This is a genomic window from Micromonospora andamanensis (assembly GCF_016863495.1).
In the GTDB taxonomy this organism is placed as follows: Bacteria; Actinomycetota; Actinomycetes; order Mycobacteriales; family Micromonosporaceae; genus Micromonospora; species Micromonospora andamanensis.
Genome location: NZ_BOOZ01000025.1, coordinates 53,361 through 78,008, shown reverse-complemented (window position 1 = coordinate 78,008; position 24,648 = coordinate 53,361). Strand labels below are relative to the sequence as shown.

The following is a 24,648-nucleotide window of genomic DNA, read 5'->3' as shown; positions in this document are numbered from 1 at the left end:
TACGCCATGCATCCACAAGCCCAAAGGCGTTGCAGGCCTCGCAGCTGCGGCAGTCGCGCCGGCTTTCGGGGCGCAGCTGCGTCTGTCTACCGGGTGGTCGCGCGGGCGGCTCGTCAGGTGTGGTCGCAGCGATCGTGGAACAGCACCGGGTGCAGCCGGTCCAGCAGATCCTGCTGGCCGTCCAGCGGTGGCGTGAAGCAGAGTCGGTAGCAGGCGGTTCCGTCGCCGTCGGGCACGGAGACCAGCATTCCGTACCGGTCGAGCCGCAGTAGGCACGGCAGGCAGTCAGCGGGCAGGTCGACGCCCGAAGCGACAAGTTGTCGTCGAAGGAACGGATAGAGCTGCGGACCGTGGTGGTCGACCAGATCGACAAGCAGCGGCCGTTCCATGGGTGCCACCGGATCCGGGCCGGCGTCGCGGTAGTCGGCGAGGTCGATGACCAGCTCAGATCCGTGGGCCTCGTGCGGTTCGGACCGGCGGGGAAGGAGCGTGACGCGGCTCGGCACGACCTCGACGATGACGGTGCCGTGGCCGATGTCGAGCAGGTCGGGATCGGGCAAGGTGGTGGCGACCACGTCGGCGGCGACCCGGGCCGCGGTCCCGCTCAGCGGGATCGCCCGACCGCCGATCCGGACCCGGCCCCAGCCGGGCGAGAACGGCAACGGTGGTTCATCGGCGATCTCCACGAACACGTCGCGGGCTCCGGTGGTCAGCGGGTCGCCCCGGTGACAGATCAGCAGGACGCGCCCGTCGGCGTCGGCGCCGTGTCGTACGCCGGTGACGGCGGGCAGGTCCCCGGCCACGACTGTGGCCAGGGTCGTGCTGCTGACCAGGGTGCGGGCCAGTTCTGCTCGGCTGGGCTGCATTCGGCTGGGCGGCATGGAGACTCCGTTCGCGGAGGGACGTGGTGACGCGCTACGGGTGCGAGGTGACGCAGGACAGGTGGGCGCCGGTCAACCGGACCAGGTGCGCCGTCGCCTCCCGGGGCCCGGTGGCCGGGCTGTCGAAGGCGATCCGGACGTCCCGGTGGTGCGTGGGCAACTCCAGACGCAGCACGATCCCGTACCTGTCGAGCCGGAGTGGGTGAACGGCGCGGGCGTGGCCGCCGAGGTCGACGACGGCCCGTCTGCTCAGTCGTCGCATCGCGTCCGGATGTCGGTGCAGGTGGCGTAGCAGTTCCGCCTCGTACCGGGCGAGTGGATCGGGGCGCGCGTCGGCCAGGGCGTCCGGATCCACGCTGGCATCGCCGTCGGGGTCGACGAGCTCGGCGCTGGCCAGGTCGAGCAGAGCCGTCACCTCGCCACCGTCGAGATCGTCGAGGGCGAGCCAGCCGGTCAGGGTGGCACGGGCGCGGACCCGGTCGCGTACGGGCAGGGGAGCGAGGTCGGTCAGGTCGACGAGCGCTGGTGTCTCGCCCAGGTCGAGCAGGTTCCGGGCCACAGCGGCCCGGGCGGGCAGGGCCAGGCGCAACCGTCCGTCGGCGGCGACGGTGTGCCGTCCGACCAGGCCCGCGCGGTGCAGCGGGGTACGCAGGGTCAGTGACTCGGTGACCGCGAGCAGCGTACGCAGCCGCTCGGCCGGGGTGCCGGCCGTCACCGTCGGGAGCGTCTTGTCCAACGTGTCACCTCCGTTTAGGTTAGCCTTACCTTACTAGAGAGGTGATGATGAACCAGTCCCGCCCTAAGATCAAGCGCTCCCGCCGGCTCGGCATCCCGCTGACGCCCAAGTGCGTGCGCTACTTCGAGCGACGGCCCTACCCGCCGGGTGTGCACGGCCGGGCGCGCAGCAAGGAGAGCGACTACAAGGTCCGACTGCTGGAGAAGCAGCGCCTGAAGGCTCAGTACGACCTGCGGGAACGGCAGCTGCGGCGGGCGTTCGACCGGGCGGTGCGGCGCCCGGGCAAGACGGGCGAGGAATTGATGATCGACCTGGAGTGCCGACTTGACGCGCTCGTCCTGCGCGCCGGCCTCGCCCGCACCATCTACCAGGCCCGTCAGGCCGTCAGTCACGGGCACGTCAGCGTCAACGGCCGGCGGGTCGACCGGCCGTCCGCCCGGCTGGGCCCCGGAGACGTGCTCGCCGTACGCGAGGGTAGCCGGGCCAAGACGCCCTTCGTGATCGCCGCCGCCGGTACCCATGCCCCGCAGCGCCCCGCCGCGTACCTGGACGTCGACCTGTCCGGGTTGACCGCGCGGCTGACCCGGCTGCCTCAGCGCGCCGAGGTGCCGGTCCTCTGCGACGAGCAGTTGGTCGTCGAGTACTACTCCCGCTGAACCCGGATAGCCGGTGCGGCCCGGTCGGCTCTCGACGGTGACGGAGCCGTCCGGGCCCCCGGCGGACCGAAGGAGCGGTCCCCACTGGACGGTCCGGCGCCGCTCCGGGCCGCCCGCCGCCGGGGCCTGTTTCCCGAATATTTCGGATCGATCTCGGCCAAGGTCTTGACGATCTATGTTAGCGCTAACAGCATGGAGGCTCCCCGTAACACTCGCGTCTGGAGCCCCTCCATGCAGGTGTCTGACGGCCCTTCCGCCCTCCGCCCATCGCGCCGGATCCCTCGGGTGGCGGCCGGCATGCTGCTCTGCGCCGCCACCATCTCCCCAGGTGGTGTGGCGCACGCCGCCGACGAGTGGTCCCCTCCGTCGTCCTACACCTCGACCGACCGGGGGGACGGCACGTACAGCGTGCCGTTGCTGCGCTCCGACGTGCCGGACATCAGCGTGGAACGGGTGCCGGCGGCCGAGAACGACGAGGGCCGCGACGTCTACTACATGATCAGCACGACGATGCACCTCAGCCCGGGGGCGCCGATCATGAAGTCCCACGATCTCGTCAACTGGGAGATCGTCAACTACGTGTTCAACCGGGCGAGCGTCGGTGACGCGTTCTCGTTGCGCAACGGGCAGAACTCGTACGGACAGGGCCAGTGGGCCTCGTCGCTGCGCTACCACGACGGCGTCTTCTACGTCGTGTTCAACACCAACAACCTCGGCGGAGCGTACCTCTACCGCACCGACGACATCGAGAACGGCCCGTGGCAGCGCACCGCGCTCGGTCGGGGCCTGCACGACCCGTCGCTCTTCTTCGACGTCGACGGCACGCCGTACATCTTCCACGGCTCCGGGGGTACCAGCGCGGTGCGGCTCAACGCCGACCTGACCGCGATCACGGCGGACTACCCGAACATCTTCACCGCTGGTGACTACGCCGGCCAGCCGTTCATCGGCGGGCTGTTCGAAGGCGCGCAGTTCTACCACATCGACGGCTGGTACTACGCGGTGATCATCACCTGGCCCTCCGGCCAGGGCCGGCAGGTCGTCATGTTCCGCTCCCGGGAACTGCTCGGTCGCTACACCGCGGCGGGCGGCGTGAACACCTACGAGGCACGGGGCGTGCTCAACTCCAACGGCTTCGCGCAGGGCAGCCTGGTCCCGATCGCGCGCGACGGCGGGGCGACGGACTGGTACGGCATGTTCTTCCGGGACACCTTCCCGATCGGCCGCATCCCGGCGCTCATCCCCGCCACCTGGTCAGGCGGGTGGCCGACTTTCGGAGCCAACGGGGTCGTGGCGGTGGACGGCACCTTCGCCAAGCCGATCCGGCTCAGCCCCGCCGAGGAACTGTTCGCCCGGCAGCAGAGCATCGTGGTCTCCGACGACTTCGCCAACGACGCACCACACAAGTCGTACCTGGACGAGCAGTGGACGGCACCGCCGGGAGGCGAGGCGGAGATCGCGCCGAACGGCTCGCGGCTGGACCTGGCGTGGCAGTGGAACCACGCCCCGGACAACAGGTACTGGTCACTGACCGAGCGCGCCGGCTGGCTGCGGCTCACCGCCGGCAAGGTGGTCACCGGCGACTACGTCTACACCAAGCTCGCCAACCGTGCCGAACTCGCCTGGTTCGAGGAGGCCCGCAACACCCTGTCGCAGCGGACGTTCGGGCCACGGCAGTCGGTCGAGACCAGGATGGACATCTCCGGGATGAAGGACGGCGACGTCGCCGGTCTGGCCGCCTACAACCGTGGCTTCTCGTACGTGGCGGTCAAGCGGACCGGTGGCGTCAACACCATAGGCGTGGTGAACCGGGGGCAGCCGTTCGCTGTCGACCTGGACCAGGCGACGCTTGAGAACTTCCTGCCCGGCAGCACCGCACCGCTGGGCGAGGCGACCGAGGTGCACCTCAAGGCGGACCTCGACTTCGCCGCGCCGACAGGTCAGCTCTGGACCACCTTCCACTACAGCCTCGACGGGCGCCAGTGGTCCCAGTTGGGCAGCCGGGTCGGCCCGCAGACCCTCGACGGCAGTCTCGCCCACTTCATGGGGCACCGGGTCGGCCTGTTCAACTACGCGACGCAGCAGACCGGCGGGCATGTCGACTTCGACCACTTCCTGCTCAGCGACACGCTCACGGCTCAGGGCCGGCCGTTGGACACCAGTCGGCTCGAAGCCGCCATCGCGTACGCCGGGTCACTCGACGAGACCGCACATCCGGCCGACGCCTGGGCCGCGATGCTCGCCCGGCTGGCCGAGGCGCGAACGGCACAGGCCGGCGGGTTCGGCACCCAGAACCAGATCGACGCGCCGGAGCGGGCGCTGAGCTACCAGCTCGCCCGGCTCGGCGTACTCCGGATCGACCGGGCCGAACTGCCGGTGACCGTCGAGGCGCAGGCCCGCTGCGTCGGTGGCCGCGGGTACCTGGCCGTGCAGGCCCGTAACGACCACGACGCGCCTGTCGACATCGTCCTGGAGACCGCGTACGGCCAACGGTCGGTGTCGGACGTCGCGCCGGGTGCCCACGCCTACCAGCAGTTCAACACCCGGTCGGCGGCGGTGCCCGCCGGCACCGTGACAGTCCGGGTCAGTGGCACGGTCGACGGCCGGCCGGTGACCACCGTACGTACCGCGAACCATCCGGCCGCGGACTGCTGACCTGTTTCCCGACGACGGTCGGCCGGCACGACCTCCGTCGCTACCGAACCCCCGGATCCACCGCAGTGATCAAGGAGGATGTCAGTGACACATCGCGTGCGAAGGGCGGCGGTACGACGCGCCGCCGCTATCGTCACGGTCGGGCTCATGCTGGCCACGGGGCTCGGCGCCGGGTCGCCGGCCCAGGCGGACGACACCGATCTCGTCGTCAACGGCGGATTCGAGGACGGGCTCACCGGCTGGTTCGTCAACAACGGCAACGCGACCGACAGCGCCACGCTGTCGCTCACGGCGGACGCCCACTCGGGATCGACAGCCGTGCTCGTGACCAACCGGGCGACCACCGGGTCCGGCCCTATGCAGGACCTCAGCGGCCGGGTGCAGGCCGGGCAGACCTACTCCCTGACCGCCCGGATCAAGTACGAGAACCCGAACGGACCGGCGACGAAGCAGTTCTTCGCCACGATGCACTACGGCGCGGCGAACTACACGAACCTGGTGAGCGTGGTGGCCACGAAGGGGCAGTGGGCACAGTTCAACGGGACCTTCACCATCCCGGCCGGGCAGAACGTCTCGACCGCCCGGCTGTTCTTCGAGACGCCGTGGACGAGCACGCCGTCGTCGGACCCCGAGGTGCACCTGATGGACTTCAAGCTGGACGGCGTGTCGGTGGTCGGTGCCGCACCGCCGCCGGCACCGTCGAAGACCATCGAGGTGGTCGGCAAGCTGCCCGGCGAGCACAACCCCTTGATCGGGCACAAGTTCGGCGCTGACGGCTTCGGCTTCGTCCACGACGGCCGGGTCTACCTGTACCTGACGAACGACACCCAGGGGTACGCGCCGAACCCGAGCACCGGCGTCTCGCCGGGCATCAACTACGGCGACATCAACCAGATCACCGTGATCTCCACGACGGACATGGTCAACTGGACCGACCACGGTGAGGTCCAGGTCGCCGGGCCGAACGGCGTGGCACCCTTCACCACCAACTCGTGGGCCCCCGGCATGGCCAAGAAGGTGGTCGACGGCCAGGAGAAGTTCTTCCTCTACTACGCCAACAACGGCAGTTCGAGCAACGTGATCACGGGTGCGTCGCCGGTCGGCCCGTGGACCAGCGAGCGGACGAGCACGCTCATCGACGGCCGTACCCCGGGTGCCGAGGACGTCGCCTGGAAGTTCGACCCCGCGCCGCTCGTGGACTCCGACGGAGAGGCGTACCTCTACTTCGGTGGTGGCCCGGCGTCGACGAGCATGCCGCCGGCCGAGCGCTTCAACAACCCGAAGAACCTGCGGGCCATCAAACTCGGTGACGACATGGTGTCGACCGAGGGCACTGCGGCGGTGGTGGACGCCCCGGTGGCCTTCGAGGCGGCCCAGGTCTTCAAGCGCGACGGCAGGTACTACCTGTCGTACTCGTCGCACTTCGGCGGCAACGACTTCGGTGGCAACCAGACCCCGCTGCCCGGCTATCCCGGTGGTGGCCAGATCGGCTACATGATCTCCGACGACCCGATGGAGTGGCCGAAGGAGACCTACGCCGGTGTGCTGTTCCCGAACCAGTCGCAGTTCTTCGGCGCCGGCACCGGCGGCAACAACCACCAGTCGGTATTCGAGTACGAGGGCAGGTACTACTTCACGTACCACGCCCCGACGTTGAACAAGCGCATCAACGGCAACACCACCCAGGGGTACCGCAGCCCACACATCCAGGAACTGGCCTTCAACCCGGACGGCACGATCCAGCAGGTGGTGGGCACCTACGCCGGTGTCGACCAGGTCCGCGACTTCGACCCGTACCGGGTGTTCGAGGCGGAGACCTTCGGCTGGAGCAAGGGCGTGGCGACCGCCAAGGTCGACGGCGGGTCCGCGCAGTTCGGCGACGCCGCACCGAACCTGGTCGTGCGCGACATCGACGACGGAGACTGGACGGCGTTGTCGTCAGTGGACTTCGGTGACGGTGCCGGCAGCGTGACGGCGAAGGTCCGGCCGCTCGCCAGCGGCGGGTCGATCCAGATCCGACTGGGTGAGGTCACCGCGCCGGTCGTCGCGACCATCCCGGTCGACGCGCCACCGGGCGAGTGGACGGAACTGACAGCCGAACTCGACGGCGTCTCGGGCGTGCACGACGTGTACTTCACCTACGCCGGCCCGGCCGGTGTCGACCTCTTCGAACTGGACACCTGGGCCTTCGAGGCCGGCGCCGGGGCCGAGGTGCCGGTGACGGTCAGCGCCCAGTCGCGGTGCGTCGGCGGTAACGCCTACGTGGCGGTGCAGGCGCGCAACGACCATGACGCGCCTGTGGACGTGGTGCTGGAGACGGCGTACGGGCAGCGGTCGGTGACCGGAGTGGCGCCCGGCGCCAACGCGTACCAGCAGTTCAACGCGCGGACGCCTGCGGTGCCAGCCGGTGCGGCCACCGTCCGGGTCACCGTCGACGGCGTCGCGGGCACGACAGTGCGTACCGCCGATTACCCCGCCGTCACCTGCGGCGGCTGACTCCCGGTCCTTCCACCAGATGACAAACGGAGCAACGGATGAGCAGATGGAATCGCAAGCGGTTGGTCGCGGCGGGGGCCGCGGGCGTCCTCCTGGCCGGGTCGGCGGTGGTGCCGTCGCCGGCCCTGGCCGAGCCGGGTGACAGCGGCGAGGTGGAGGTGACAGTCGACATCGAGGAGATCCGGGAGCCGGGCGTGCTGGCGATGTCGATCGCCGGTGACTCGGTGGCGTTGACCGAGAACGGGTCGACCCTGCTGGTACGCCAGTTCGTGGGCGGGCTGCCGACGGTCACCGTCACCGACACCCGGACCGCCGACGAGGTGCCCGAGGGCGCGGCGTGGGCGGTGCTGGGCAGCGCCACCGACTTCGTCGGAAGCGCTGGTCAGACACCTATCGGTGCCGGGCATCTGGGCTGGAAACCGCGGTTGCTCGACGGCGGGGACACCGGCTCGGTCAGCGCGGGTGAAGAGGTCGTGACGGTGCTTGACGAGCCGTCGCAGCCGGGGAACAACGTGGGCCTGGTCGACCAGGAACTGCTGGTCTCGACGTTCGAATCCGGCGCGGTGGCCGGCGACGCGTACTCGGTCGACGCCGACCTGTTCCTGCGGACCCCGGCGGACGTGGCGGCTGGTTCGTACACCTCGACGTTGACCCTGTCCCTGTTCGAGTGAGTCCCGGTGCGGTGGCCGGACCACCGCACCGCCCGGGGGTCGCCGCTCGGCGGCCCCCGGGGCGCACCGTTGCAACCTCGAAGGGCTGTGATGATCCGATTTCTGTCCCGGTGGTCGGCTGTGTCGCTCGCGGTGCTGACAATCGTGTCGGTCGCACCTGTCGCCGCGTCGGCGGAGCCGACCGGGGCGACGGTGACCTGGGCGGTCCAGCCGGCGGACGCGCAGGGGCCGGACGGCCGTCGGTGGATCGAGCACACGCTGGATCCGGGCGCGGTGGTGACCGAGCACCTGGCGGTGCGCAACTTCGGTGACTCGCCTGTGGTGTTCGCCCTGCAGGCTGCCGACGGCTACCTGACCGACAAGGGCCGGTTCAACATGCTGACCTCCGGCCAGGAGTCGGTGGACGGCGGTACCTGGATCACGCTGCCCGAGACGGTGACCGTCGGGGCGAAACAGACGACAGTGGTGCCGTTCACCATCACCGTGCCTCCGGACGCGACACCCGGGGATCACCCGGCCGGTGTCGCGGCCACTGTGACGAGCACCGGCGGCACGGTGGCGGTGCAGAGTCGGGTCGGCTTCCGGGTCATGCTGCGGGCCAGTGGCACCGCCGCCGCCGCGGTGGCGGTCGAGGGACTGGCCGTCAGGTACGAGAGGTCGTGGAACCCCTTCGCCGCGGGCGGAGTGCACCTGACCTACACCGCGCGCAACACCGGCAACGTCGCGGTCATCGGCGACAGCACCGCGCGGGTGACCGAGATGTTCGGCCTGGCGGATCGGAACGCGTCCGCCGCCGTGCCGGAGTTGCTGCCCGGTGACGGCCGACAGGTCGAGGCCCACGTCGGCGGCGTCTGGGGGCTGGGACGGATCACCACCACGGTCGAGGTGACACCGGCGGTGCTCTCCGGTGACCCGGGCGGTGCCGAGATCCGGCCGACGACCACCACCGTCACCGTGTGGACGGTGCCCTGGGCACAGCTGGCGGTCATCGTCCTGATCGGCGCGCTGCTGCTCGGCTGGCGAACGATCGTCCGCCGACGTCGTCGGCAGCTCGCCCGGCTGCTCGATCAGGCTCGCGACCAGGGCCGCGTCGAGGGCCGCGAGTCCGTGCGCGCCGCCGACTGAGCAGGCGGGCGGCGGTGGACCTCCATTCCGGAATCGGCCGGGACAACCGAAACTTTTCCCATCTGAACAAAAAGATGACGGCCTATTGCGGAAAGCGCCGTCATCGCGAGGATGATTCGATGCGTCATCTCCCTCGGGCTCGCGCCCGCGTGGCCGCCGGCCTGCTGGCTCTGGCCCTCGCTGCCGGCGTCGTCCTCCTCGGCCCGGCCACGCCCGCCTCGGCACACGGCACCCTCGCCACGTCCACACCTGCCGACGGCGCCACCGTCGACGAGGCCGTGACGGCCGTGCAGCTCACCTTCACCGAGCGGGTCCGCGAGGACGCGTACTTCACGGTCACCGCGCCCGGGGGGGACCGGGTCGACAACGGCTGGACGCATGGCGAACCCCGCGAGCTGGACCGCCCGGTGCGGGAGTACTTCCTGGTCGACGGCGTGTTCGAGCCGCGCGAGTACACCACCGGATTTCCCGTCGTGCTGGCCCTCGCCCACCTGCCGGCGGCCGGTCAGTACTCGGTGAGCTACCTGTCGGTGGCCTCGGACGGTGACCCGGTACGCGGCACAGTCACCTTCCGGTACACCGGAAAGCCGACGGACGCGCCACCGAACTGGCAACCGCCCACCGGCCAGCCGGATCCGACCCTGCTCGCCGCCGCCGAGCAGCACGGGAACACCGGATCGCAGCCGGTCCCCGGGGTGACCGGCGACGTCGGAGCCACGCCCGTCACCCCGGTCCCGTCGGTAGCCGCCGCGCCCACCCCTGACGACTCGGGCGGCACCGGTCCGTTGGCCTGGGCCGCCGTGGCGGCGGCCGTCGTCGGGGTCGCCGGCTTCCTCGCCTGGCGGCGCCGGCCGGCCCGGGTCGAGCGCGGTCGCAAGTCGGTACGCCGGGGCGGTGCCGCCCGGTCGCGCGTCAAGCCCACCACACCCACGAAGGGACGCCGCACCACGGCGACCGCCACGAGTCGCGGCGCCCCGGCGGCGGCACCGGCCGCCCGGCGTGGCGCCAAAGCGGCACCGGCGGAGGCCCCGGCCCAGCGGTCAGTTACCACCGCACCGGTGCCGACAGGCGCGCCTGCGGCAGCCGCAGCCGCCACCCCCGAGACACCCACTGGCGGATCCGCCCCGACAGGCTGGTGGCACCGGATGGGCGACACCCGGCTCGCGCTGCTCGTCGGTGGACTTGTGCTGACGCTGTTGGCCGGCTTCGCCCTCGGCCGGATCGGCACCGCCGACGCACCCACAGCCACCGCCCCAGCGTCAGGCACGGCAGCGGGCGGTGCCACCCCGGACGCGGCCCAGGCGGTGGCGGCCGGCGACGGGCACGACCACGCGCCGGGAACCGGCCCGCACTCGCATCCGGGTGACGGCCAGGACCAGGCCGGCGGTACGACGGTGAGCGTCGCCGGGTACACGCTGAAGCCGGTGCTGCGTGCCCAGAGGGCCGGCGCGACCGAGGACTACCGGTTCCGGGTGGTGGCTGTGGACGGGCAGCCGGTGACCCGCTTCGCGGTGGTGCACGACAAGCCGCTGCACCTGATCGTGGTCGGTCGTGACCTCGGCGGATACCAACACCTGCACCCGACGATGGCGACCGACGGCACCTGGAGCGTGCCGCTGAAACTCACCAGACCCGGCGGCTACCGCGTCTACGCGGACTTCACAGTCATCACCGGCGACGGCCGGGAACTGCCGCTGGTGCTCGGCGTCGACCACGAGGTGCCGGGCAACTACGAACCGGCCGGGCTGCCCCCGCCGCAGCCGCAGGCGACCACAGGTCCGTACGCGGTCTCCATGGCCGGCACGCCCACCATCGGCATGACCGTTCCGTTGACCTTCCGGGTCGACCGTGCCGGGCCGGCGCGGCTGGAGCGCTACCTGGGCGCGTACGGGCATCTGGTCGTGGTGCGCGAGGGCGACCTGGGCTACCTGCACGTCCACCCGCAACCGGAGCTGGTCGACGGTGCCGTCACGTTCTGGCTGACCGCGCCTAGCACCGGCCGTTACCGGGCGTTCTTCGACTTCCAGGTCGACGGGAAGGTGCACACCGCGGCGTTCACGATCAACCTGGCCTGACGTCCTCGCCCGCCGAGGAGGCCGCGGTCGCCGGATCACCTGTCGCCAGGGCGGCGCCCCGGGGGGTGTGCCAGTAGAGCACCTCGCGCCCCGAGCGGCGCTTGGTCACCATGCCCGCGTCGAGCAGCACCCGCAGGTGGTCCCCGACCGCCCCCAGGGACAGGCCGGTGAGCGCGGCCAGGTGCGAGGTGCTCAGCGGCGTGCCCAACCGGACCAGGATGGCGGCGCGGTTCGGGCCGATCAGCCGGTCCAACCCGTCCGGGGTGGGCGGGGACATCTCGGCGAGGATGCCGCTGGCCGGGTAGACCATGCCGAAGCGGTCCTGGTCCCACACCACCCAGCCCCGGGGACAATGCGCCGGGACGAACACCAGTTGTCCGGCCCGGTCGAGGGGCAGCGGGGCGGCGGGGTGGTCGTTGACCTGGAGCCAGCCGTCGCCCAGCCACCGCATCCCTGGGTTGAGGTCGGCGAAGAGCCCCGCCCAGCCCTGAGCGCTCAGCCGCGCGGTCCGGGCGACCACGTCGGCCCGCAGCCGATGCTCCCGCTCCGGCCACTCCGGGCGCACCGTGTGGGTCCAGACCCAGTCGAGCAGATACACCACCTGCTCGGTCAGACCGTCGTGGCACAGCACCTCGGCCAGCGGCCCCGGCCGGGTCACCCGCAGGTCGGTGCGGATCCGCTCGTCGGAACGGGCGGCCACGACTGCCGGTTCCTCGGCGAAGGTCGGCGTCGCCGTCGTAGGCGGCAGGGTGAGGAAATCAGCCATCCAGCGGGGCGCGAAGGCCGCCGCCAGCAGCGCCGGAAGCGCCGGCCGCCGGGCCAGCATCCGCTGGTACGCCGCGAGGTGTGGCCGCCGCCAGGAGTGTTGCCACGGGTGCCGGGGGTTGTGCAGCGCCTTCAGCGCCGCCACCGTGTCCGTCATCGGCGAGATGACGAAACGACTGCCCGCGAGCAGATCAACAGGCACCCGCCACATCGACATCTTTCGCCCCCAGCCGTAACTCTACGCCGTGCCGCGTCGACAGCCGACGATCGTCGACGTGAGGACGTACTCGGAACTGTTCGCCGTGACCGAATTCCGCCACCTTTTCGTGGCCAACTGCGCCGCCATCGCGGCGCACACCACGTCGTCGCTGGCCCTCGGTTCGCTCACCTACGCAGTGACGGGTTCGGCGCTGCTCACCGCGCTGAGCATGTTCGGCGCGCCGCTGGCCAGCGTGCTCGGCAGCCTGACCCTGCTCTCCGCGGCTGACAGCCTGCCGCCGCGCCGGGCGCTGACCCTCGCCGCGCTCGTCGGCCTCGCCGGCGCGGTGCTCCAGGCCGTTCCCGGTCTGCCGCTGTGGGTGCGCTTCGCGCTGATCCTGCTCGTGGCCTACGTCGGTTCGGTCACCGGTGGCGCCCGATGGGCGCTGATCAACGACATCCTGCCCGCCGACGCGTACGTGCTGGGCCGGTCCACGATGAACGTGAGCGTCGGCGTCATGCAGATCGCCGGCTTCGGGGCGGGTGGGTTGCTGCTGGTCTGGCTGAGCCCGTATCAGGTGTTCCTGGTGGCCGCCGCGCTGCGTGCGCTGGCCGTGGCGGTGACCTGGCTCGGGCTGCGGGAGCGGCCGGCGCGGGCCGGTGAGCGTACCTCGACGGCCCGCACCATGCGGGTCAACCGGGAGTTGTGGGCGGACCCGGGACGCCGATCGCTCTACCTGAACCTGTGGCTGCCCAACGGGCTGATCGTCGGCTGCGAGGCGCTGTTCCTGCCGTACGCGGGCGACCGGGCCGGTTTCCTCTTCGCCGCCGGTGCCGTCGGCATGCTCGCCGGTGACGTGCTGGTGGGACGGTTCCTGCCGGCCGCCGCGCGGCAGCGGTCCGTGCTGCCGCTGCGGCTGCTGCTTCCGGTTCCCTACCTGGTCTTCCTGATCCACCCGTCGCTGCCGCTGGCGATGCTTCTCGCGCTTGTCGCCTCGGTCGGGTTCGCCGTCTCGCTGCCGTTGCAGGAGCGGCTGATCGCCTGCTCCCCGCCGCAGAACCGGGGCCAGGTGCTGGGCCTGCAACAGAACGGGATGCTGGCCGGACAGGCGGTGTTCGCGGCGCTGGCCGGTGCGGTCGCCGACCTGCTGCCGACCCACCGGGCGGTGGCCGTGATGGCCGGACTGTCGCTGGTCACGACGCTGCTGCTCACTCGCGGACTACGGCGGACCGCGCCGACGCCTGTCCAGTGCAACCGAACGGCGCCCGCCGACGTCCGATCGGCATGAGCATTCGTCGAAGCGGACGGCTGGCGGTCGTCCCCCTGCTGTTGCTGACGTCCGCGGCCTGCGGCCAGCAGGCCGGTGGTGTCGGGTCGGGAGAGGCGGACCAGCCCGAGCGGTCCTACTCCGCCGACGCGGTGGTGTTCCGGATGGATCACACAGGCGGTTTCGTGACGCCGGCCATGCTGGCCACCCGGCTACCCGCGATAAGTGTCTACGGTGACGGTCGCGTGATCACGCAGGGGCCGGTGCCGATGATCTATCCCGGGCCGTCGCTGCCCAACCTTCAGCTGGGCACGATCAGCGCCACCCAGGTGGAGGATCTGCTCAAGGCGGCCCGTGCCGCAGGGGTGGGCGGCGCGGTGGACCTGGGCCGACCACCGGTCGCCGACGCCCCCTCGACCCGCTTCACCGTCCTCGGGGACAACGGGGTCGAGGAGTTCGAGGTGTACGCCCTCGCGGAGTCTGGCGGCGCGGAGACCGGTCTCACCGCCGACCAGCGGGCGGGCCGGGACAAGCTACGCGAGTTCGCCGACTCGCTGACCGCCGAGGCCGGCCCACTCGCTGCCGCGCAGGCGGACCCGCAGCCGTACGCGCCGACCGCCGTCGCGGCCGTCGCGGAGCCCTGGGTCGCCAACGCCGACGTCGGTCAGCAGCCCGAGGTGGCCTGGCCCGGGCCGGCGTTGCCCGGCCCTGAACTCGGCGAGGGCGTGGGACTGGGCTGTGTCACGGTGACCGGTGACGAGGCGCAGCGGTTGCTCACCGCCGCGGCGGCGGCGAACGCGGCCACCCCGTGGACCTCGGACGGCAAGCGGTGGACGGTGACCCTGCGGCCACTGCTGCCCGACGAGAGCGACTGCGGCGACCTGACCAGCAACCGCTGATCCCGGTCCGGGCGGCCGGTCACCGGCCGCCCGGGCACCTCCGCCGGGCTGCTGGCGCCGGCCGGTTAGGCTGCCGCGCGATGAGCAAGAGGTTGTCTCGCATCCTGGTCTACGGGGTCCACGGCTCCGGCAAGTCCACCCTCGCGCAGTGCCTGTCCGAGCGGCTCGGGCTGCCCTGGTACCCGGTCGACGACCTGCTCTGGGAACCGAACTGGGTCGAGGTGTCGGTGGCGTTGCAACGCAGCCGGATCGAGACGATCTGCCGACAGGACCGCTGGATCCTCGACGGGGCGTACCACGGTTGGCGGGACGTGCCGTTGGCCCGCGCGGACCTGGTCGTCGGCCTGGACTATCCGCGTGGGTTGTCCTTCCGCTGGTTGCTGCGGCGCACGCTGCGCCGGCTGTCGACGGGGGAGGAGATCTGCAACGGCAACCGCGAGTCGCTGGGGAGTGTGCTGTCCACCGAGTCGGTCCTGATGTGGCATCTCACCGAGTTCGGTCGGGAGCGGCGGCGGCTGCGAGCCTGGCACGGCGACCCGAGCGGGCCGCCGGTGCTGCTGCTCGACTCTCCGGAGGCCCTCGAACACTGGCTGGCCGGCCTACCGCCCCGGTGAGGGATCGGCCAGGTGTGCCAAGGTCCGGCCGGGCGTGACGGCGTGCCCGGGACGGGTGCTGCTGCCGGAGCAGGCCGACGCTACGGTGGGCGGATGGACGAACTCGTGGCGCTCTACCGGCAAGGTGACACCTCGGGAACCGCCACCGGCACCGCACCACGCAGTGCCGTACGGGCCGGCAACCTGCCGCACGCCGCGACTGCGGTGCTGCTGCGTGACGAGCGGGACCGGGTCTATGTCCATCGTCGTACCGACACGAAGGACGTCTACCCGGGTATGCACGACGCCTTCGCCGGGGGTGTGGTGCTGGCCGGCGAGGACCCGACCGAGGCGGCGGCCCGGGAACTCACCGAGGAACTGGGCGTCACGAACTGCGAGATCCGGCCCTGCCTGCGGTACTGGTACACCGACGCGCGCACCAACTACCTCGCGTACGTCTTCGAGGCCCGCTACGAACGGCACAGGTGCGGCCCGGTGGTGCATCAGCCCAGCGAGGTCGCCGACGGATGGTGGCTCGACCTGGCCGAGCTGGTCGCCCGGCTCGCCGACCCGGCCTGGCCGTTCGTCCCCGACGGGCGGGCCACCCTCGATCACTACCTGCGGCAGGGGCCACGCTGGGTGGAGCTCGGCCAATCGCCGTGAGCGCGACTGTCGCGGCCATGAAGATGGGTCCATGGGGCCGTTTCTCCGAGGGCGCGTGGAGCCGACCACGGAGACGCACCGGACGACGCGGTACGAGATCTTCTTCGATCTGGTGTTCGTCTTCGCCCTGACCCGGATCACCGCCTACATGGTTGGTCACGCCTCGCCGTTGACCCTGCTCAAGGGCCTGGTCGTCCTGCTGCTGTGGATCTCCTGGCTGATCTACGCCTGGCTGGGTAACCAGGCCCGCGCTGACATCGGGCTGATCCGGGCCGGCACCACCGCCGCGATGGGCCCCATCTTCCTCATTGCCGTGGTCATCCCGAACGTCTGGGGACCGGGCCTGGGCTCGCGCCTGATCCTGGTGCTGTCGTATCTCGTGGTGCGGATTGTTCATCTGGCCCTCTACCGTCGGGCGGCCGAGGGCGACCGCCGGCTGCACCGCACGCTGCGCCTCTACACCACGACCACCGCGCTGTCCTGGATCCCGTTCGTCGTCGGTGCCGTCCTCGGCGGTGACGTGCAGTTGTGGCTCTGGACGGCGGCGGTCGCCGTGGACTTCGCCGCGCTGTTCGGCGGGGTCGCCCGGTATCTCGCGGGAGATGTGTTGTTCCGGGGGCTGAGCGTCGGATCGGTGCCCCCCGCGCAACTGCTCGCACCCGTGGTGGCGCTGGCGCTGCTGCCGGCCGGGCGGTTCCTGCCCGGCCTGGTCGCCCTCGCCCTGCTCGCCGCCTTCCTCGTGGTGCCCGTCGGCTACGAGCGGGTCTTCGGTGCCGGTCGTGCCTCCAGCCCGCCCGTCGCCACCACGAAGCGCGAGCCGGGGCGCTGAGCCCGGGCCCGCGCGTCGGGGTCAGAAGCCGAGAGCTGACCTTCCGCCGACCACCGGCAGGCGCAGCTCACTGCGGTGCGGTGCGACCCGCAGCCGGGTGCCGCCCAGCGGTAACAGGGTGTACTCCTGGTCGCTGGAGAAGATCACCAGACCGATCCGGTGGCCTGCCGGGAAGACGTGGTCCTTGGGCTCCAGGGTCCACCGCAGGTCGTACAGCCTGCCCTGGCGCAACGGGTCGGTGCGGGACGGGCTTCGGCGGTTCTGCGGGTCCATCCAACCCCGGGTCACCACTGTCGGGGCGGCGGTCGAACCGGTCGGCCCGTAGTCGACCAGGTACGCGGAGAGGTTCGCGTCCGGCTTGTTGTCGATCGCCAGCCGCAGCCGTAGCTCCGGTCGGCCGGAGACCCGGACGTCCCGGGCCAGCGTGGGGGAGAGGTAGGCCAGCCGGTGCGGGCTGGCCGTGTCGGGGTCGGCGACCAGGGTGTCCGGATGGATGGTGCGACCCTCGTCGACAAAGCTCTGCTCGACCGCGCGCCTCGGCGCCGTGACGGAGGTGAGGGTGCCGACGGCGGCGGCGTCGGTGGCGGCCAGCCGCAGCGGCACCTCCCGGCTGCCCGGATCGGGCCAGTTGGCGTACGTCGTGTAGGCGCGGTCCTCGCGCTGCACCACCGCTGTCGGCTCGTCCATGATCCCGTTGGGCACCTGCCACAGCCAGTGGTCAAACCAGCGGTGCTCGGTCTGCTTCCAGGTCCAGGTGCGGCCGTCGGGCAGGGTCACCGAGGCCGTGTTGCCCGGCCCGCCGTGCCCGCCCTGGTGCAGCCAGATCCGACGGGGCACGTGGTGCCGGGTCAACTCGTCCCACCAGCCGGCAAAGTGCTCGGTCTTCACGTTCCAGTCGTTGAGCCCGTGGACGACGAGCACGCTGGCCCGTACCCGGCCGGCGTCGAGGTGGTCGCGGTCGCGCCAGAACGCCGAGTAGTCGCCGGTGACCCGGTCCTGCCGGGCGGTGAGCTCGGCGATCTCGTCGGCGCAGCGCCCCTCGGCCCGGGCCCGGCCGGCGGTGAACCCGGCCAGCACGTCGGTGTCCTCACCCTGGTACGTCCCCGGCGCCACCACCAGACCGTTGGCGCGGTAGTAGTCGTACCAGCTGCTGATGGCGGCCACCGGCACGATGGTCCGCAGCCCCGGGACGCCGGTGGCGGCCACCTGGTTGGGCAGCGTGCCGTTGTAGGAGACGCCTGTCATGCCGACCGCCCCGGTGGTCCAGTCGGCGGTGACCGGCGCGCCGGCCGCGTCGTACCCCTTCGCCCGCCCGTTCAGCCAGTCGATCACCGCCCGGGTGCCGAGCGTCTCCGCCCGGTCGCCGCTTGTCGGGCAGCCGTCGGAATCGCCGGTGCCGACGCTCTGCCCGAGCACCACAGCGTATCCCCGGGGCACGTAGTAGTCGTCGAGCGAGCCGGGCAGGTTGGCCTTCCCCGTCGCCCGCTGCGCGGTCACGTCGCCGGTCCGTAGGCCGGACCGGCTGTCGACGTCGTTCTGCGGCAGCTCGTCCACAAGCACGCTCGGGTACGGCACGTCGTACCAGACGTCCTTGCGGTACGGGCTGTGCTCGAAGATGACAGGCACCTTGAACCCGTCGGTGGCGGTCTCCCGGGGCCGGGAGATGTCGATCGCCACCCGGTCGAGCCGGCCGTCCCGGTCGGTGTCCACGGTGGTCTGCACGTACACCCGTTCCTCGATCGCGTCGGCGAACGGGAACACCGGTTGGGTCATGCCGTCGACGACCACGATGCCCGGGGTGGTGGTGGGTGCGGGCCGTGCCGCCGCTGGCGCCGCGTGCCACGTCAACGTGCCGGACAGACCGATGCCGAGGATGGCCAGCAGGCGGGGGGACCGACGCACGGGCGTCTCCCTTCGATGGGCGACAACATATTTACGCCTTGCTATGTTATCGCTCACCGGTTACGTTGCGGAGGCAGGAGCGAAGGGCACGCTCCGACGTCCCCCGCCCGGTCGGTGACCGGGTGAGCCGAGGCGCCCGGCGCCGGCTGACGGGCACTGCGGGCCCCGTGCGGGACGGGTCACGCCGCCGGTCCAGGGCGGCTGACGGTACGTCGCGGGAGCCGTGGCACACGTCGAAACTCGCCGCCCCGGGTCGCCCACCTGATCCGACAGCCCGGGCCGGTGTCGCACCGTATCCAGGCACATCACCGCGGTACGCCGGCCGTTCCCGGCGCTGCCGCCACAGTGATGCGCCGCACCGCCGCGCGTCCACAGCGGGCGCGGAATGGAGTACACCATGTCCAGGCGTCTATCGATAGTCGGGCCTGTCGCGCTCGCGGCCCTGATGGTGCTGGCCGCCGCCGGCACGGCCCTGAGCGCCAACCCCGGCAGTGTCCCGGCCGCCCAGTCGGGCATCCTGGCCGCGACCGCCGGCTGCGGCAAGGCACCCACCCTGCGCAGCGGTACCCACACCATCCAGAGCAGCGGCAAGAACCGCAGCTACATCCTGCGGGTGCCGGACAACTACAACAACAACAACCCGTACCGGCTGGTCTTCGGGTTCCACTGGCTCAACGGCTCGGCGACCGACGTCGCCACCGGCCAGACCGTGCAGCGCGACACCTGGGCCTACTACGGGCTGTTGCCGCTGTCGAACAACAGCACCATCTTCGTCGCGCCGCAGGGCCTCAACGCCGGCTGGGCCAACTCCGGTGGCGAGGACGTGACGTTCGTCGACGACATGCTCCGGCAGATCGAGGGCGACCTCTGCGTCGAGACCACGCAGCGCTTCGCGCTCGGCTTCAGCTACGGCGGCGCGATGAGCTACGCCGTCGCCTGTGCCCGGCCGAACATCTTCCGGGCCGTCGCCGTCTACGGTGGTGCGCAGCTGAGCGGCTGCAGTGGCGGCACCCAGCCGGTCGCCTACTTCGGGGCGCACGGCATCCGCGACAGCGTCCTCAACATCTCCAACGGTCGGTCGCTGCGGGACCGGTTCGTCCGCAACAACGGTTGCACCGCGCAGAACCCGCCGGAACCCTCGCAGGGCAGCCTCACCCACCGCAGCACCACCTACTCGGGCTGCGCCTCCGGCTACCCGGTCGTCTGGGCGGCGTTCGACGAGGGACACATCGCCGCACCGCAGGACGGCGCTCCCGGTGACAGTGGCTCCCGGACCTGGCTGCCGGGCGAGACCTGGCGGTTCTTCACCCAGTTCGGCGGCGGCACCACCCCACCGCCGAACCCGACCACCCCGCCGCCGAACCCGACCACGCCGCCCCCGAACCCGACCACCCCGCCGCCCGGTGGTGGGGCGTGCCGGGTCACCGCCGAGGTCAACGCCTGGAACAACGGGCTGACCGAGCAGATCACCATCACCAACACCGGCAGCTCGACGATCAACGGCTGGTCGCTTGTCTTCACGCTGCCCGGCGGGCAGACCATCACCGGTGGCTGGAACGCCAGCTACTCACCGACCTCGGGGCAGGTGACGGCCCGCAACGTCTCCTACAACGGCACCATCGCCCCGAACGCGTCGGTGGGCATCGGCTTCCAGGCCACCCACACCGGCAACACCGCCAGACCCAGCTCGTTCACCCTCAACGGCGCGGCCTGCACCGTCAGCTGATCCGTACCGTCCCGTCCGGGCGCGGACCCACCCGGGTCCGCGCCCGGCTCCTCGCGGTGTACGCCGTCGACGCGTCGTACCGAACCGCCTCGGGCCGACGACGCGGACGACAAGCCCTATGCTCCGCACCGTGCCGCTGACCTTCCCCTCGCATCTCGCGCCGGCGCTGGCGCTGAAGTGGTGGCGGCCACTGTGGTTCGACGGGGTGGCGTTGAGCACCGGCGCGATGTCGCCGGACGTCGCCTATCTGGCGACCGGCCCGACCGGCCGAAGTTTCGCCGACACCCATTCCTGGCCGGCGCTGCTCTGGTGGTGCCTGCCGGTGGCGCTGACGTACGCGGCGATCTTCCGGGCCGGCGCCGACACCGTCCTGGCTCACCTGCCCGGCGACCGTTGGTTCGGCTGGGGCGGCCACGGCTCCCTGGCCCGGTGGCCGCACCGCTGGTGGATCACGATCAGCTCGGCGTTGCTCGGGGCGGCGAGCCACCTCGGCTGGGACTGGCTGACCCACACCGACGGCTGGCTTCGAGTGGTGTTCGGTCTCCACTGGTCGAGCGTCACGGACGTCGCCTGGTGGACGGTCTCGGATCTGACGAGCAGCCTCGTCGGCGCGTTGCTCGTCGTGGTGTTCGCCGTACGCCTCGGCCGGCGGGAAGCGCCGAGGGTCGGTGTTTGTCGGGTTGCGCCGCCACGTCGGCGTCCGGCGCTGTTCTGGAGCGTTGCCGCGCTGGTGGCCGCTGCCGGCCTGGCGCTCGTGCCGCTGCTTCCCGGTGCCACCGCCCTCGCCGTGACAATCGTCCGGGCGCTGCACGTCGTGGGTCTGGCCCTGCTGGCCGGCGCCATCGCCGTCCGGACCTGGTCTTATGCTTCGCCGTCTCACACGAGGTGAACCCGCCACCCGCCACCCATGCCGCACCTTCAACACATCCGACTGACAGCAATGTGAAACGCGCTCTCAGTCCATGACGGCGGTGGCCTCGACCTCGACGAGGTAGTCGGGGCCGGCGAGGGCGCTGACGCCCAGCCCGGTGAACGGCGCGACCGGAGTGACGTCGAGTTTCGCGGCGGCCCGGGTGATGCCGTCGATCAACGGCGTCATCTTGTCCGGGGTCCAGTCGACGACGTACACGGTGAGGCGTACCACATCACCGAAGGACCCACCGACCCCGGCCAGGGCCTTGGCAACGTTGAGGTAGCACTGCTCGACCTGCGCGGCGAGGTCTCCGGCGCCGACCGTGCCCCCGTCCGCGTCGACGGCCACCTGGCCGGCGATGAAGACCTGCTTCGCGCCGGTCGCGACCGCGACGTGACGGTACAGGTCGGTAGCCGGCAGTCCTTCGGGATTGACGAACGAGACGGCCATGCTGCGCTCCTTCCGGAAGAGTCGTCGATCGGCGACTCCTCAAAGCTCGGCCTACCGGTCGTGGGACAGGCGGACCCGTTCCCTCAGCTCGTGGAGGATCCGCTCGGTCACGCCCGTCCTGTTGGGGCGTTGGAGGTGGGAGTACACGGTCTGCCAGGGCGGGAAGTCCACCGGCAGGTACGGCCACGTACAGGATGCCGTCGACGACCGCCCGGCGGGAGTGCTTCTCTGGTTTGTCCGTCTACCGGCCCGGTCAGGCTCATCGATCGAAGCCGGATCGTCGTACTCGCCGAGACTGCACCGACCCGCCACTGGCCAGTGAACCGGCTAGATCGGGAAGCGGCCGTTGCGCCACTGCCAGTGGCGCCCGGCCTTGAGGTGGTCGACGACCGCGCGCTGGAGCATGGTGTGGCGCGGCAGTTGATCCAGCGGTGTGGTCAGGCTGCGGAACACGAAGCGCCGCACCTCGACGTCGGCGTCGATTCCCTCCGGCTCCTCGTAGGGCTCCAACTCGAACCTGCGCTGGAACCGGACGATGTTGGAGTCCTCGGGCAGGTACTCCCGCAGCTGCGGGTCGAGCAGCCACGAGCCGCAGGCGAAGGCCGTGTAGTGCTCGTCCGGGAAGTGGCGCGGGAAGAACGCCCGGGCCTCGTCGAGCGAGGCGTCGATCGCCTCGGGGGTCATCGGCCCCGACTCGGGGATGTGCAGGCTGATGGCGGTCCCGCCGCGATGGTGCTGGAGCCGGCCGAGTTCGTAGACGCTGCCGCGTGCGTGCAGTGTCAGCCAGCTCTGCATCACCGGCCAACCCTCGCGGTTCATCCGCCTGTCGATCGCGAGGTTGCGACCCAGGTCGGCGAGGGTCACCCAGGAGACGGTGTCGGGAACACCGTGGTCACGGTGGTACTCCAAGGCCACGTCGACCAGGGCGAGGTATGCGTAGACATAGAGATGTTGCCAGGCGGGGCCCCGCTCGCGCGGCAACGCCGGACCAGGGGGCAGCCATTCGTGGCCCCCCAGATCCGCGCGGACCAGGGCGATCGAGCGGTCGAGCAGCCAGCGCAGCTCCGGGGTCCACAGCGTGGAGTCGGGGTCGGGCCAGCCCGCCATGATCTCGGCGGCGTCGTCCGGTCGCACCGCGAGCCGGTCGAGCAGCGCGGGAGCGTCGGCTCTGGCGGGCACCGGTGCCGATGGGAGGTCGCCAGCGAGCCGGTGCACGCGTTCGACGTCCTCCACGGATACTCCGAGCGCGGCGGCGATGTCGTCCAGATCCACACGGACGACACTAGCGACCGGTGCGGTCGTTGCAACAGGCCCGAACCCGCGCCGACCCGAGACCCGGCGACGAGTTGGGAGTTTGTGGCGATGGCGTGATCCCCGGGGGGTGTGCCTACAGCTCGGCGAACCGGCGTCGCCGGGGCGAGATGCGGCCGGTGCGGGCTGTCGCCGCGCACCGGCCGCGACGGACCGGTCGCTCAGGGGGCGAGCGCTGCGGTCAGCCGTTCGGTGTTGGTCCGGAACACGCCGAGCAGATCCAGATCCTTGCCGGGGTAGTTGACGAGCTTGACCCGGGTGGCGCCGGGGATCTTCGGGTCCACGTCCGGCACGTGGGCGTTGGTGAAGACCAGCTTGGGCTTCTTGGCGGTAAGGGTCGCCCGCTCGCTCGCGGTGACCGGCTCCGGCCCGTACAGGTCGGTGACCTCGATCCCGGCGAATGAACCCCAGTAGCCGACGAACAACTCCGACACCGCCGTGGGCGCCGGGTTGGGAAGGGCGGCCTTCGCCTGGCCGGACAGCGCGGTGTACTCGGCGTTGAAGGTGCTCAACCACGCCTTCGCCGCGTCGGCGGTGCCGAACGTGTTGGCCAGTCGGGTCACCTCCGAGGCGATCTTCCCGGGGGTGGCCTCGACGGGGATTACGGTGATGAGCTCGCTGTCGCCGGCCGCCTTGATGAGCCGAGGCGCGAAGCCGTCGGTCTCGGCGTACAGGACGTAGTCGGCGTCGGCGGCGGCCTTGAGATCGCGGGCCGTCGGCTGGAAGTCCGGCGGGTGTTCGACGTCGGCGGGGGCGACGAGGGTGACCTCGCTGGCGCCGGCGGCCTTGGCGAGCGCGCCGACCCAGGTGGTGGAGGCGACCACCTTCGGCCCTGGTGTGGCGGGTGCGGAGGAGGTGGTGTCACCGGTTGGTGCGGAGCGGGTGGGGTCACCTGCCGGCGTGGAGTCGTCAGTGCCGCCGCAGCCACTGGCGAACAGAGACAGGGTTACCGCCGCGGTAAGCGCGGCGGCCCGGACAAATCGCATTGTGCTCCTCGAGGATCCATCGAATCGCAGCCGGTAGCGGACGGGTTTCCCGACGGCGGCGGCTCTCAGGGGTTGGGTGGGGTGACCGCGATGATCAGGTGGGCCGGCTGGTTGCTGGCGTTGCGGTAGAGGTGGGCCAGGCGGGAGTCGAAGGTGACGGCCTCGCCGGAGGTGAGGGTGTACGCCTCGCCGCCGATGTCGGCGACCACCTCGCCGCTGATGACGATGGCGCACTCGGTGGAGGGGTGGGCCCACGGCTCGGCCGAACTGGCGTCGCCGGGCGCGAGGTGGGCCTGGAGCACCTCCAGATCCCCGCGCCCCGGCGTGAGGCGCTCGTAGGTGATCTGGCCCGGGGGAGCGGTGAGCAGGCTGCGGCTGCCCGACCTGCTGATGTGCACCGCCGGTGCTTCGGGTTCGGAGAACAGCTCGGCGATCGAGGTGTCGAACACCTGCGCGAGTTTTCGCAGGGTGGCCAGGCTCGGGTCGGTCGCCCCGTTCTCGATCTGGCTGAGCAGGGCGGGTGACACGTCGGCGGCTGTGGCGAGCTGCCGCAGCGTGAGGGAGTGCTGCTGGCGCAGGACGCGGAGCCGGTCACCGAGCATGGGAACCTCGATCCGATAACAGTGTGGCTAAAAATGTTTGACCAAGCTACACGGCCGTGTTTAGGGTGGTCAAACAAGAGGCCGGCGCTGTTTGGTACTGGTAGACACGCCGCGTCCAGGCACGAACCGGACGTACACGAGTCCGGCTACATCCAACCCTGCGACGACGCACCCCGAGAACCCGACGCACCCCTGAGAACCCGGAACACCGTCACTGGCCGTCCGGGCCCGGCCGTGGTGGTGCCGCC

At 71.1% G+C, this 24,648-nt stretch carries 21 protein-coding genes; 13 read left to right on the top strand and 8 right to left on the bottom strand.

All coding sequences use genetic code 11. The features are described from left to right. Window positions 1–113 precede the first annotated feature (113 nt). Together Van01_RS20605 and Van01_RS20600 are read right to left on the bottom strand one after the other, a co-directional pair. Window positions 114–881 (bottom strand): hypothetical protein, encoded by a 768-nt coding sequence (locus Van01_RS20605; RefSeq protein ID WP_204010037.1) that lies wholly within the window; start codon window positions 879–881, stop codon window positions 114–116. A 34-nt stretch (window positions 882–915) separates the two neighbouring features. Further along, window positions 916–1,617 (bottom strand): DUF2470 domain-containing protein, encoded by a 702-nt coding sequence (locus Van01_RS20600; RefSeq protein WP_204010034.1) that lies wholly within the window; start codon window positions 1,615–1,617, stop codon window positions 916–918. 47 nt (window positions 1,618–1,664) lie between these two features. On the opposite strand from Van01_RS20600, the gene rpsD reads away from it, so the two are divergent. The 6 genes from rpsD to Van01_RS20570 all read left to right on the top strand — a co-directional run bounded on the left by rpsD (window position 1,665) and on the right by Van01_RS20570 (window position 11,295). After that, entirely contained in the window at window positions 1,665–2,273 is a 609-nt protein-coding gene (gene rpsD / locus Van01_RS20595; RefSeq protein ID WP_204010031.1) for a 30S ribosomal protein S4, read from the top strand. 285 nt (window positions 2,274–2,558) lie between these two features. Further along, window positions 2,559–4,928, top strand: a complete 2,370-nt coding sequence (locus Van01_RS20590; RefSeq protein WP_239099191.1) for a glycoside hydrolase family 43 protein — start codon at window positions 2,559–2,561, stop codon at window positions 4,926–4,928. Between the two features lie 84 nt (window positions 4,929–5,012). Beyond that, entirely contained in the window at window positions 5,013–7,424 is a 2,412-nt protein-coding gene (locus Van01_RS20585) for a family 43 glycosylhydrolase (protein ID WP_204010010.1), read from the top strand. 38 nt (window positions 7,425–7,462) lie between these two features. Next, window positions 7,463–8,095 (top strand): hypothetical protein, encoded by a 633-nt coding sequence (locus Van01_RS20580; protein ID WP_204009998.1) that lies wholly within the window; start codon window positions 7,463–7,465, stop codon window positions 8,093–8,095. A gap of 90 nt (window positions 8,096–8,185) precedes the next feature. After that, the gene (locus Van01_RS20575; RefSeq protein WP_204009996.1) at window positions 8,186–9,220 is read left to right on the top strand and encodes a hypothetical protein; all 1,035 of its coding nucleotides are present in this window, start codon (window positions 8,186–8,188) and stop codon (window positions 9,218–9,220) included. Window positions 9,221–9,339: 119 nt separating this feature from the next. Then, the gene (locus Van01_RS20570) at window positions 9,340–11,295 is read left to right on the top strand and encodes a copper resistance CopC family protein (RefSeq protein ID WP_204009994.1); all 1,956 of its coding nucleotides are present in this window, start codon (window positions 9,340–9,342) and stop codon (window positions 11,293–11,295) included. Here the strand turns inward: Van01_RS20570 and Van01_RS20565 are convergent. Further along, a complete protein-coding gene (locus Van01_RS20565; RefSeq protein ID WP_239099197.1) occupies window positions 11,282–12,271 on the bottom strand; it encodes an ArsR/SmtB family transcription factor in 990 nt (329 codons plus the stop codon). The genes Van01_RS20570 and Van01_RS20565 overlap by 14 nt on opposite strands. A 64-nt stretch (window positions 12,272–12,335) precedes the next feature. On the opposite strand from Van01_RS20565, the gene Van01_RS20560 reads away from it, so the two are divergent. The 5 genes from Van01_RS20560 to Van01_RS20540 all read left to right on the top strand — a co-directional run bounded on the left by Van01_RS20560 (window position 12,336) and on the right by Van01_RS20540 (window position 16,510). After that, the gene (locus Van01_RS20560; protein ID WP_204009988.1) at window positions 12,336–13,547 is read left to right on the top strand and encodes an MFS transporter; all 1,212 of its coding nucleotides are present in this window, start codon (window positions 12,336–12,338) and stop codon (window positions 13,545–13,547) included. After that, window positions 13,544–14,425 carry a hypothetical protein gene (locus Van01_RS20555; protein ID WP_204009985.1) on the top strand — a complete coding sequence of 294 codons (882 nt, stop codon included), beginning with the start codon at window positions 13,544–13,546 and terminating at the stop codon, window positions 14,423–14,425. The genes Van01_RS20560 and Van01_RS20555 overlap by 4 nt, the downstream gene beginning before the upstream one ends. 80 nt (window positions 14,426–14,505) lie before the next feature. Beyond that, on the top strand, window positions 14,506–15,039 hold the full coding sequence (locus Van01_RS20550) for an AAA family ATPase (RefSeq protein WP_204009982.1): 534 nt from the start codon (window positions 14,506–14,508) through the stop codon (window positions 15,037–15,039). 93 nt (window positions 15,040–15,132) lie between these two features. Beyond that, window positions 15,133–15,681, top strand: coding sequence for an NUDIX hydrolase (locus Van01_RS20545; RefSeq protein ID WP_204009979.1), 549 nt, complete (start codon window positions 15,133–15,135; stop codon window positions 15,679–15,681). A 55-nt stretch (window positions 15,682–15,736) separates the two neighbouring features. Further along, a complete protein-coding gene (locus Van01_RS20540; protein ID WP_204009977.1) occupies window positions 15,737–16,510 on the top strand; it encodes a low temperature requirement protein A in 774 nt (257 codons plus the stop codon). Between the two features lie 21 nt (window positions 16,511–16,531). On the opposite strand, the gene Van01_RS20535 is transcribed toward Van01_RS20540, so the two are convergent. Continuing rightward, window positions 16,532–18,412 carry a Xaa-Pro dipeptidyl-peptidase gene (locus Van01_RS20535; RefSeq protein ID WP_239099190.1) on the bottom strand — a complete coding sequence of 627 codons (1,881 nt, stop codon included), beginning with the start codon at window positions 18,410–18,412 and terminating at the stop codon, window positions 16,532–16,534. Between the two features lie 397 nt (window positions 18,413–18,809). Here Van01_RS20535 and Van01_RS20530 point away from each other — a divergent pair, with 397 nt between their 5' ends. Continuing rightward, window positions 18,810–20,138, top strand: a complete 1,329-nt coding sequence (locus Van01_RS20530; RefSeq protein ID WP_204009975.1) for a CE1 family esterase — start codon at window positions 18,810–18,812, stop codon at window positions 20,136–20,138. 130 nt (window positions 20,139–20,268) lie between these two features. Continuing rightward, window positions 20,269–21,027: a DUF4184 family protein gene (locus Van01_RS20525; protein WP_204009963.1), complete on the top strand. Its 759-nt coding sequence runs from the start codon at window positions 20,269–20,271 to the stop codon at window positions 21,025–21,027. Window positions 21,028–21,093: 66 nt separating this feature from the next. Here the strand turns inward: Van01_RS20525 and Van01_RS20520 are convergent, their stop codons facing one another. From Van01_RS20520 to Van01_RS20505, 4 genes are all read right to left on the bottom strand, one after another. Beyond that, window positions 21,094–21,501 (bottom strand): RidA family protein, encoded by a 408-nt coding sequence (locus Van01_RS20520; RefSeq protein WP_204009947.1) that lies wholly within the window; start codon window positions 21,499–21,501, stop codon window positions 21,094–21,096. 327 nt (window positions 21,502–21,828) lie between these two features. Beyond that, window positions 21,829–22,773 carry an acyltransferase domain-containing protein gene (locus Van01_RS20515; protein WP_204009945.1) on the bottom strand — a complete coding sequence of 315 codons (945 nt, stop codon included), beginning with the start codon at window positions 22,771–22,773 and terminating at the stop codon, window positions 21,829–21,831. Window positions 22,774–22,973: 200 nt separating this feature from the next. After that, the gene (locus tag Van01_RS20510; protein ID WP_204009942.1) at window positions 22,974–23,798 is read right to left on the bottom strand and encodes a metal ABC transporter solute-binding protein, Zn/Mn family; all 825 of its coding nucleotides are present in this window, start codon (window positions 23,796–23,798) and stop codon (window positions 22,974–22,976) included. A gap of 65 nt (window positions 23,799–23,863) precedes the next feature. Next, on the bottom strand, window positions 23,864–24,400 hold the full coding sequence (locus tag Van01_RS20505; RefSeq protein ID WP_204009940.1) for a cupin domain-containing protein: 537 nt from the start codon (window positions 24,398–24,400) through the stop codon (window positions 23,864–23,866). Window positions 24,401–24,648 lie beyond the last annotated feature (248 nt).

Bases quoted from the DNA above. Each gene is read 5' to 3' on its own strand.
- Van01_RS20605 (WP_204010037.1), bottom strand. From the start codon at position 881: ATGCCGCCCAGCCGAATGCAGCCCAGCCGAGCAGAACTGGCCCGCACC.
- rpsD (WP_204010031.1), top strand. From the start codon at position 1,665: ATGAACCAGTCCCGCCCTAAGATCAAGCGCTCCCGCCGGCTCGGCATC.
- Van01_RS20580 (WP_204009998.1), top strand. From the start codon at position 7,463: ATGAGCAGATGGAATCGCAAGCGGTTGGTCGCGGCGGGGGCCGCGGGC.
- Van01_RS20575 (WP_204009996.1), top strand. From the start codon at position 8,186: ATGATCCGATTTCTGTCCCGGTGGTCGGCTGTGTCGCTCGCGGTGCTG.
- Van01_RS20570 (WP_204009994.1), top strand. From the start codon at position 9,340: ATGCGTCATCTCCCTCGGGCTCGCGCCCGCGTGGCCGCCGGCCTGCTG.
- Van01_RS20565 (WP_239099197.1), bottom strand. From the start codon at position 12,271: ATGTGGCGGGTGCCTGTTGATCTGCTCGCGGGCAGTCGTTTCGTCATC.
- Van01_RS20555 (WP_204009985.1), top strand. From the start codon at position 13,544: ATGAGCATTCGTCGAAGCGGACGGCTGGCGGTCGTCCCCCTGCTGTTG.
- Van01_RS20550 (WP_204009982.1), top strand. From the start codon at position 14,506: ATGAGCAAGAGGTTGTCTCGCATCCTGGTCTACGGGGTCCACGGCTCC.
- Van01_RS20545 (WP_204009979.1), top strand. From the start codon at position 15,133: ATGGACGAACTCGTGGCGCTCTACCGGCAAGGTGACACCTCGGGAACC.
- Van01_RS20530 (WP_204009975.1), top strand. From the start codon at position 18,810: ATGTCCAGGCGTCTATCGATAGTCGGGCCTGTCGCGCTCGCGGCCCTG.
- Van01_RS20520 (WP_204009947.1), bottom strand. From the start codon at position 21,501: ATGGCCGTCTCGTTCGTCAATCCCGAAGGACTGCCGGCTACCGACCTG.
- Van01_RS20510 (WP_204009942.1), bottom strand. From the start codon at position 23,798: ATGCGATTTGTCCGGGCCGCCGCGCTTACCGCGGCGGTAACCCTGTCT.
- Van01_RS20505 (WP_204009940.1), bottom strand. From the start codon at position 24,400: ATGCTCGGTGACCGGCTCCGCGTCCTGCGCCAGCAGCACTCCCTCACG.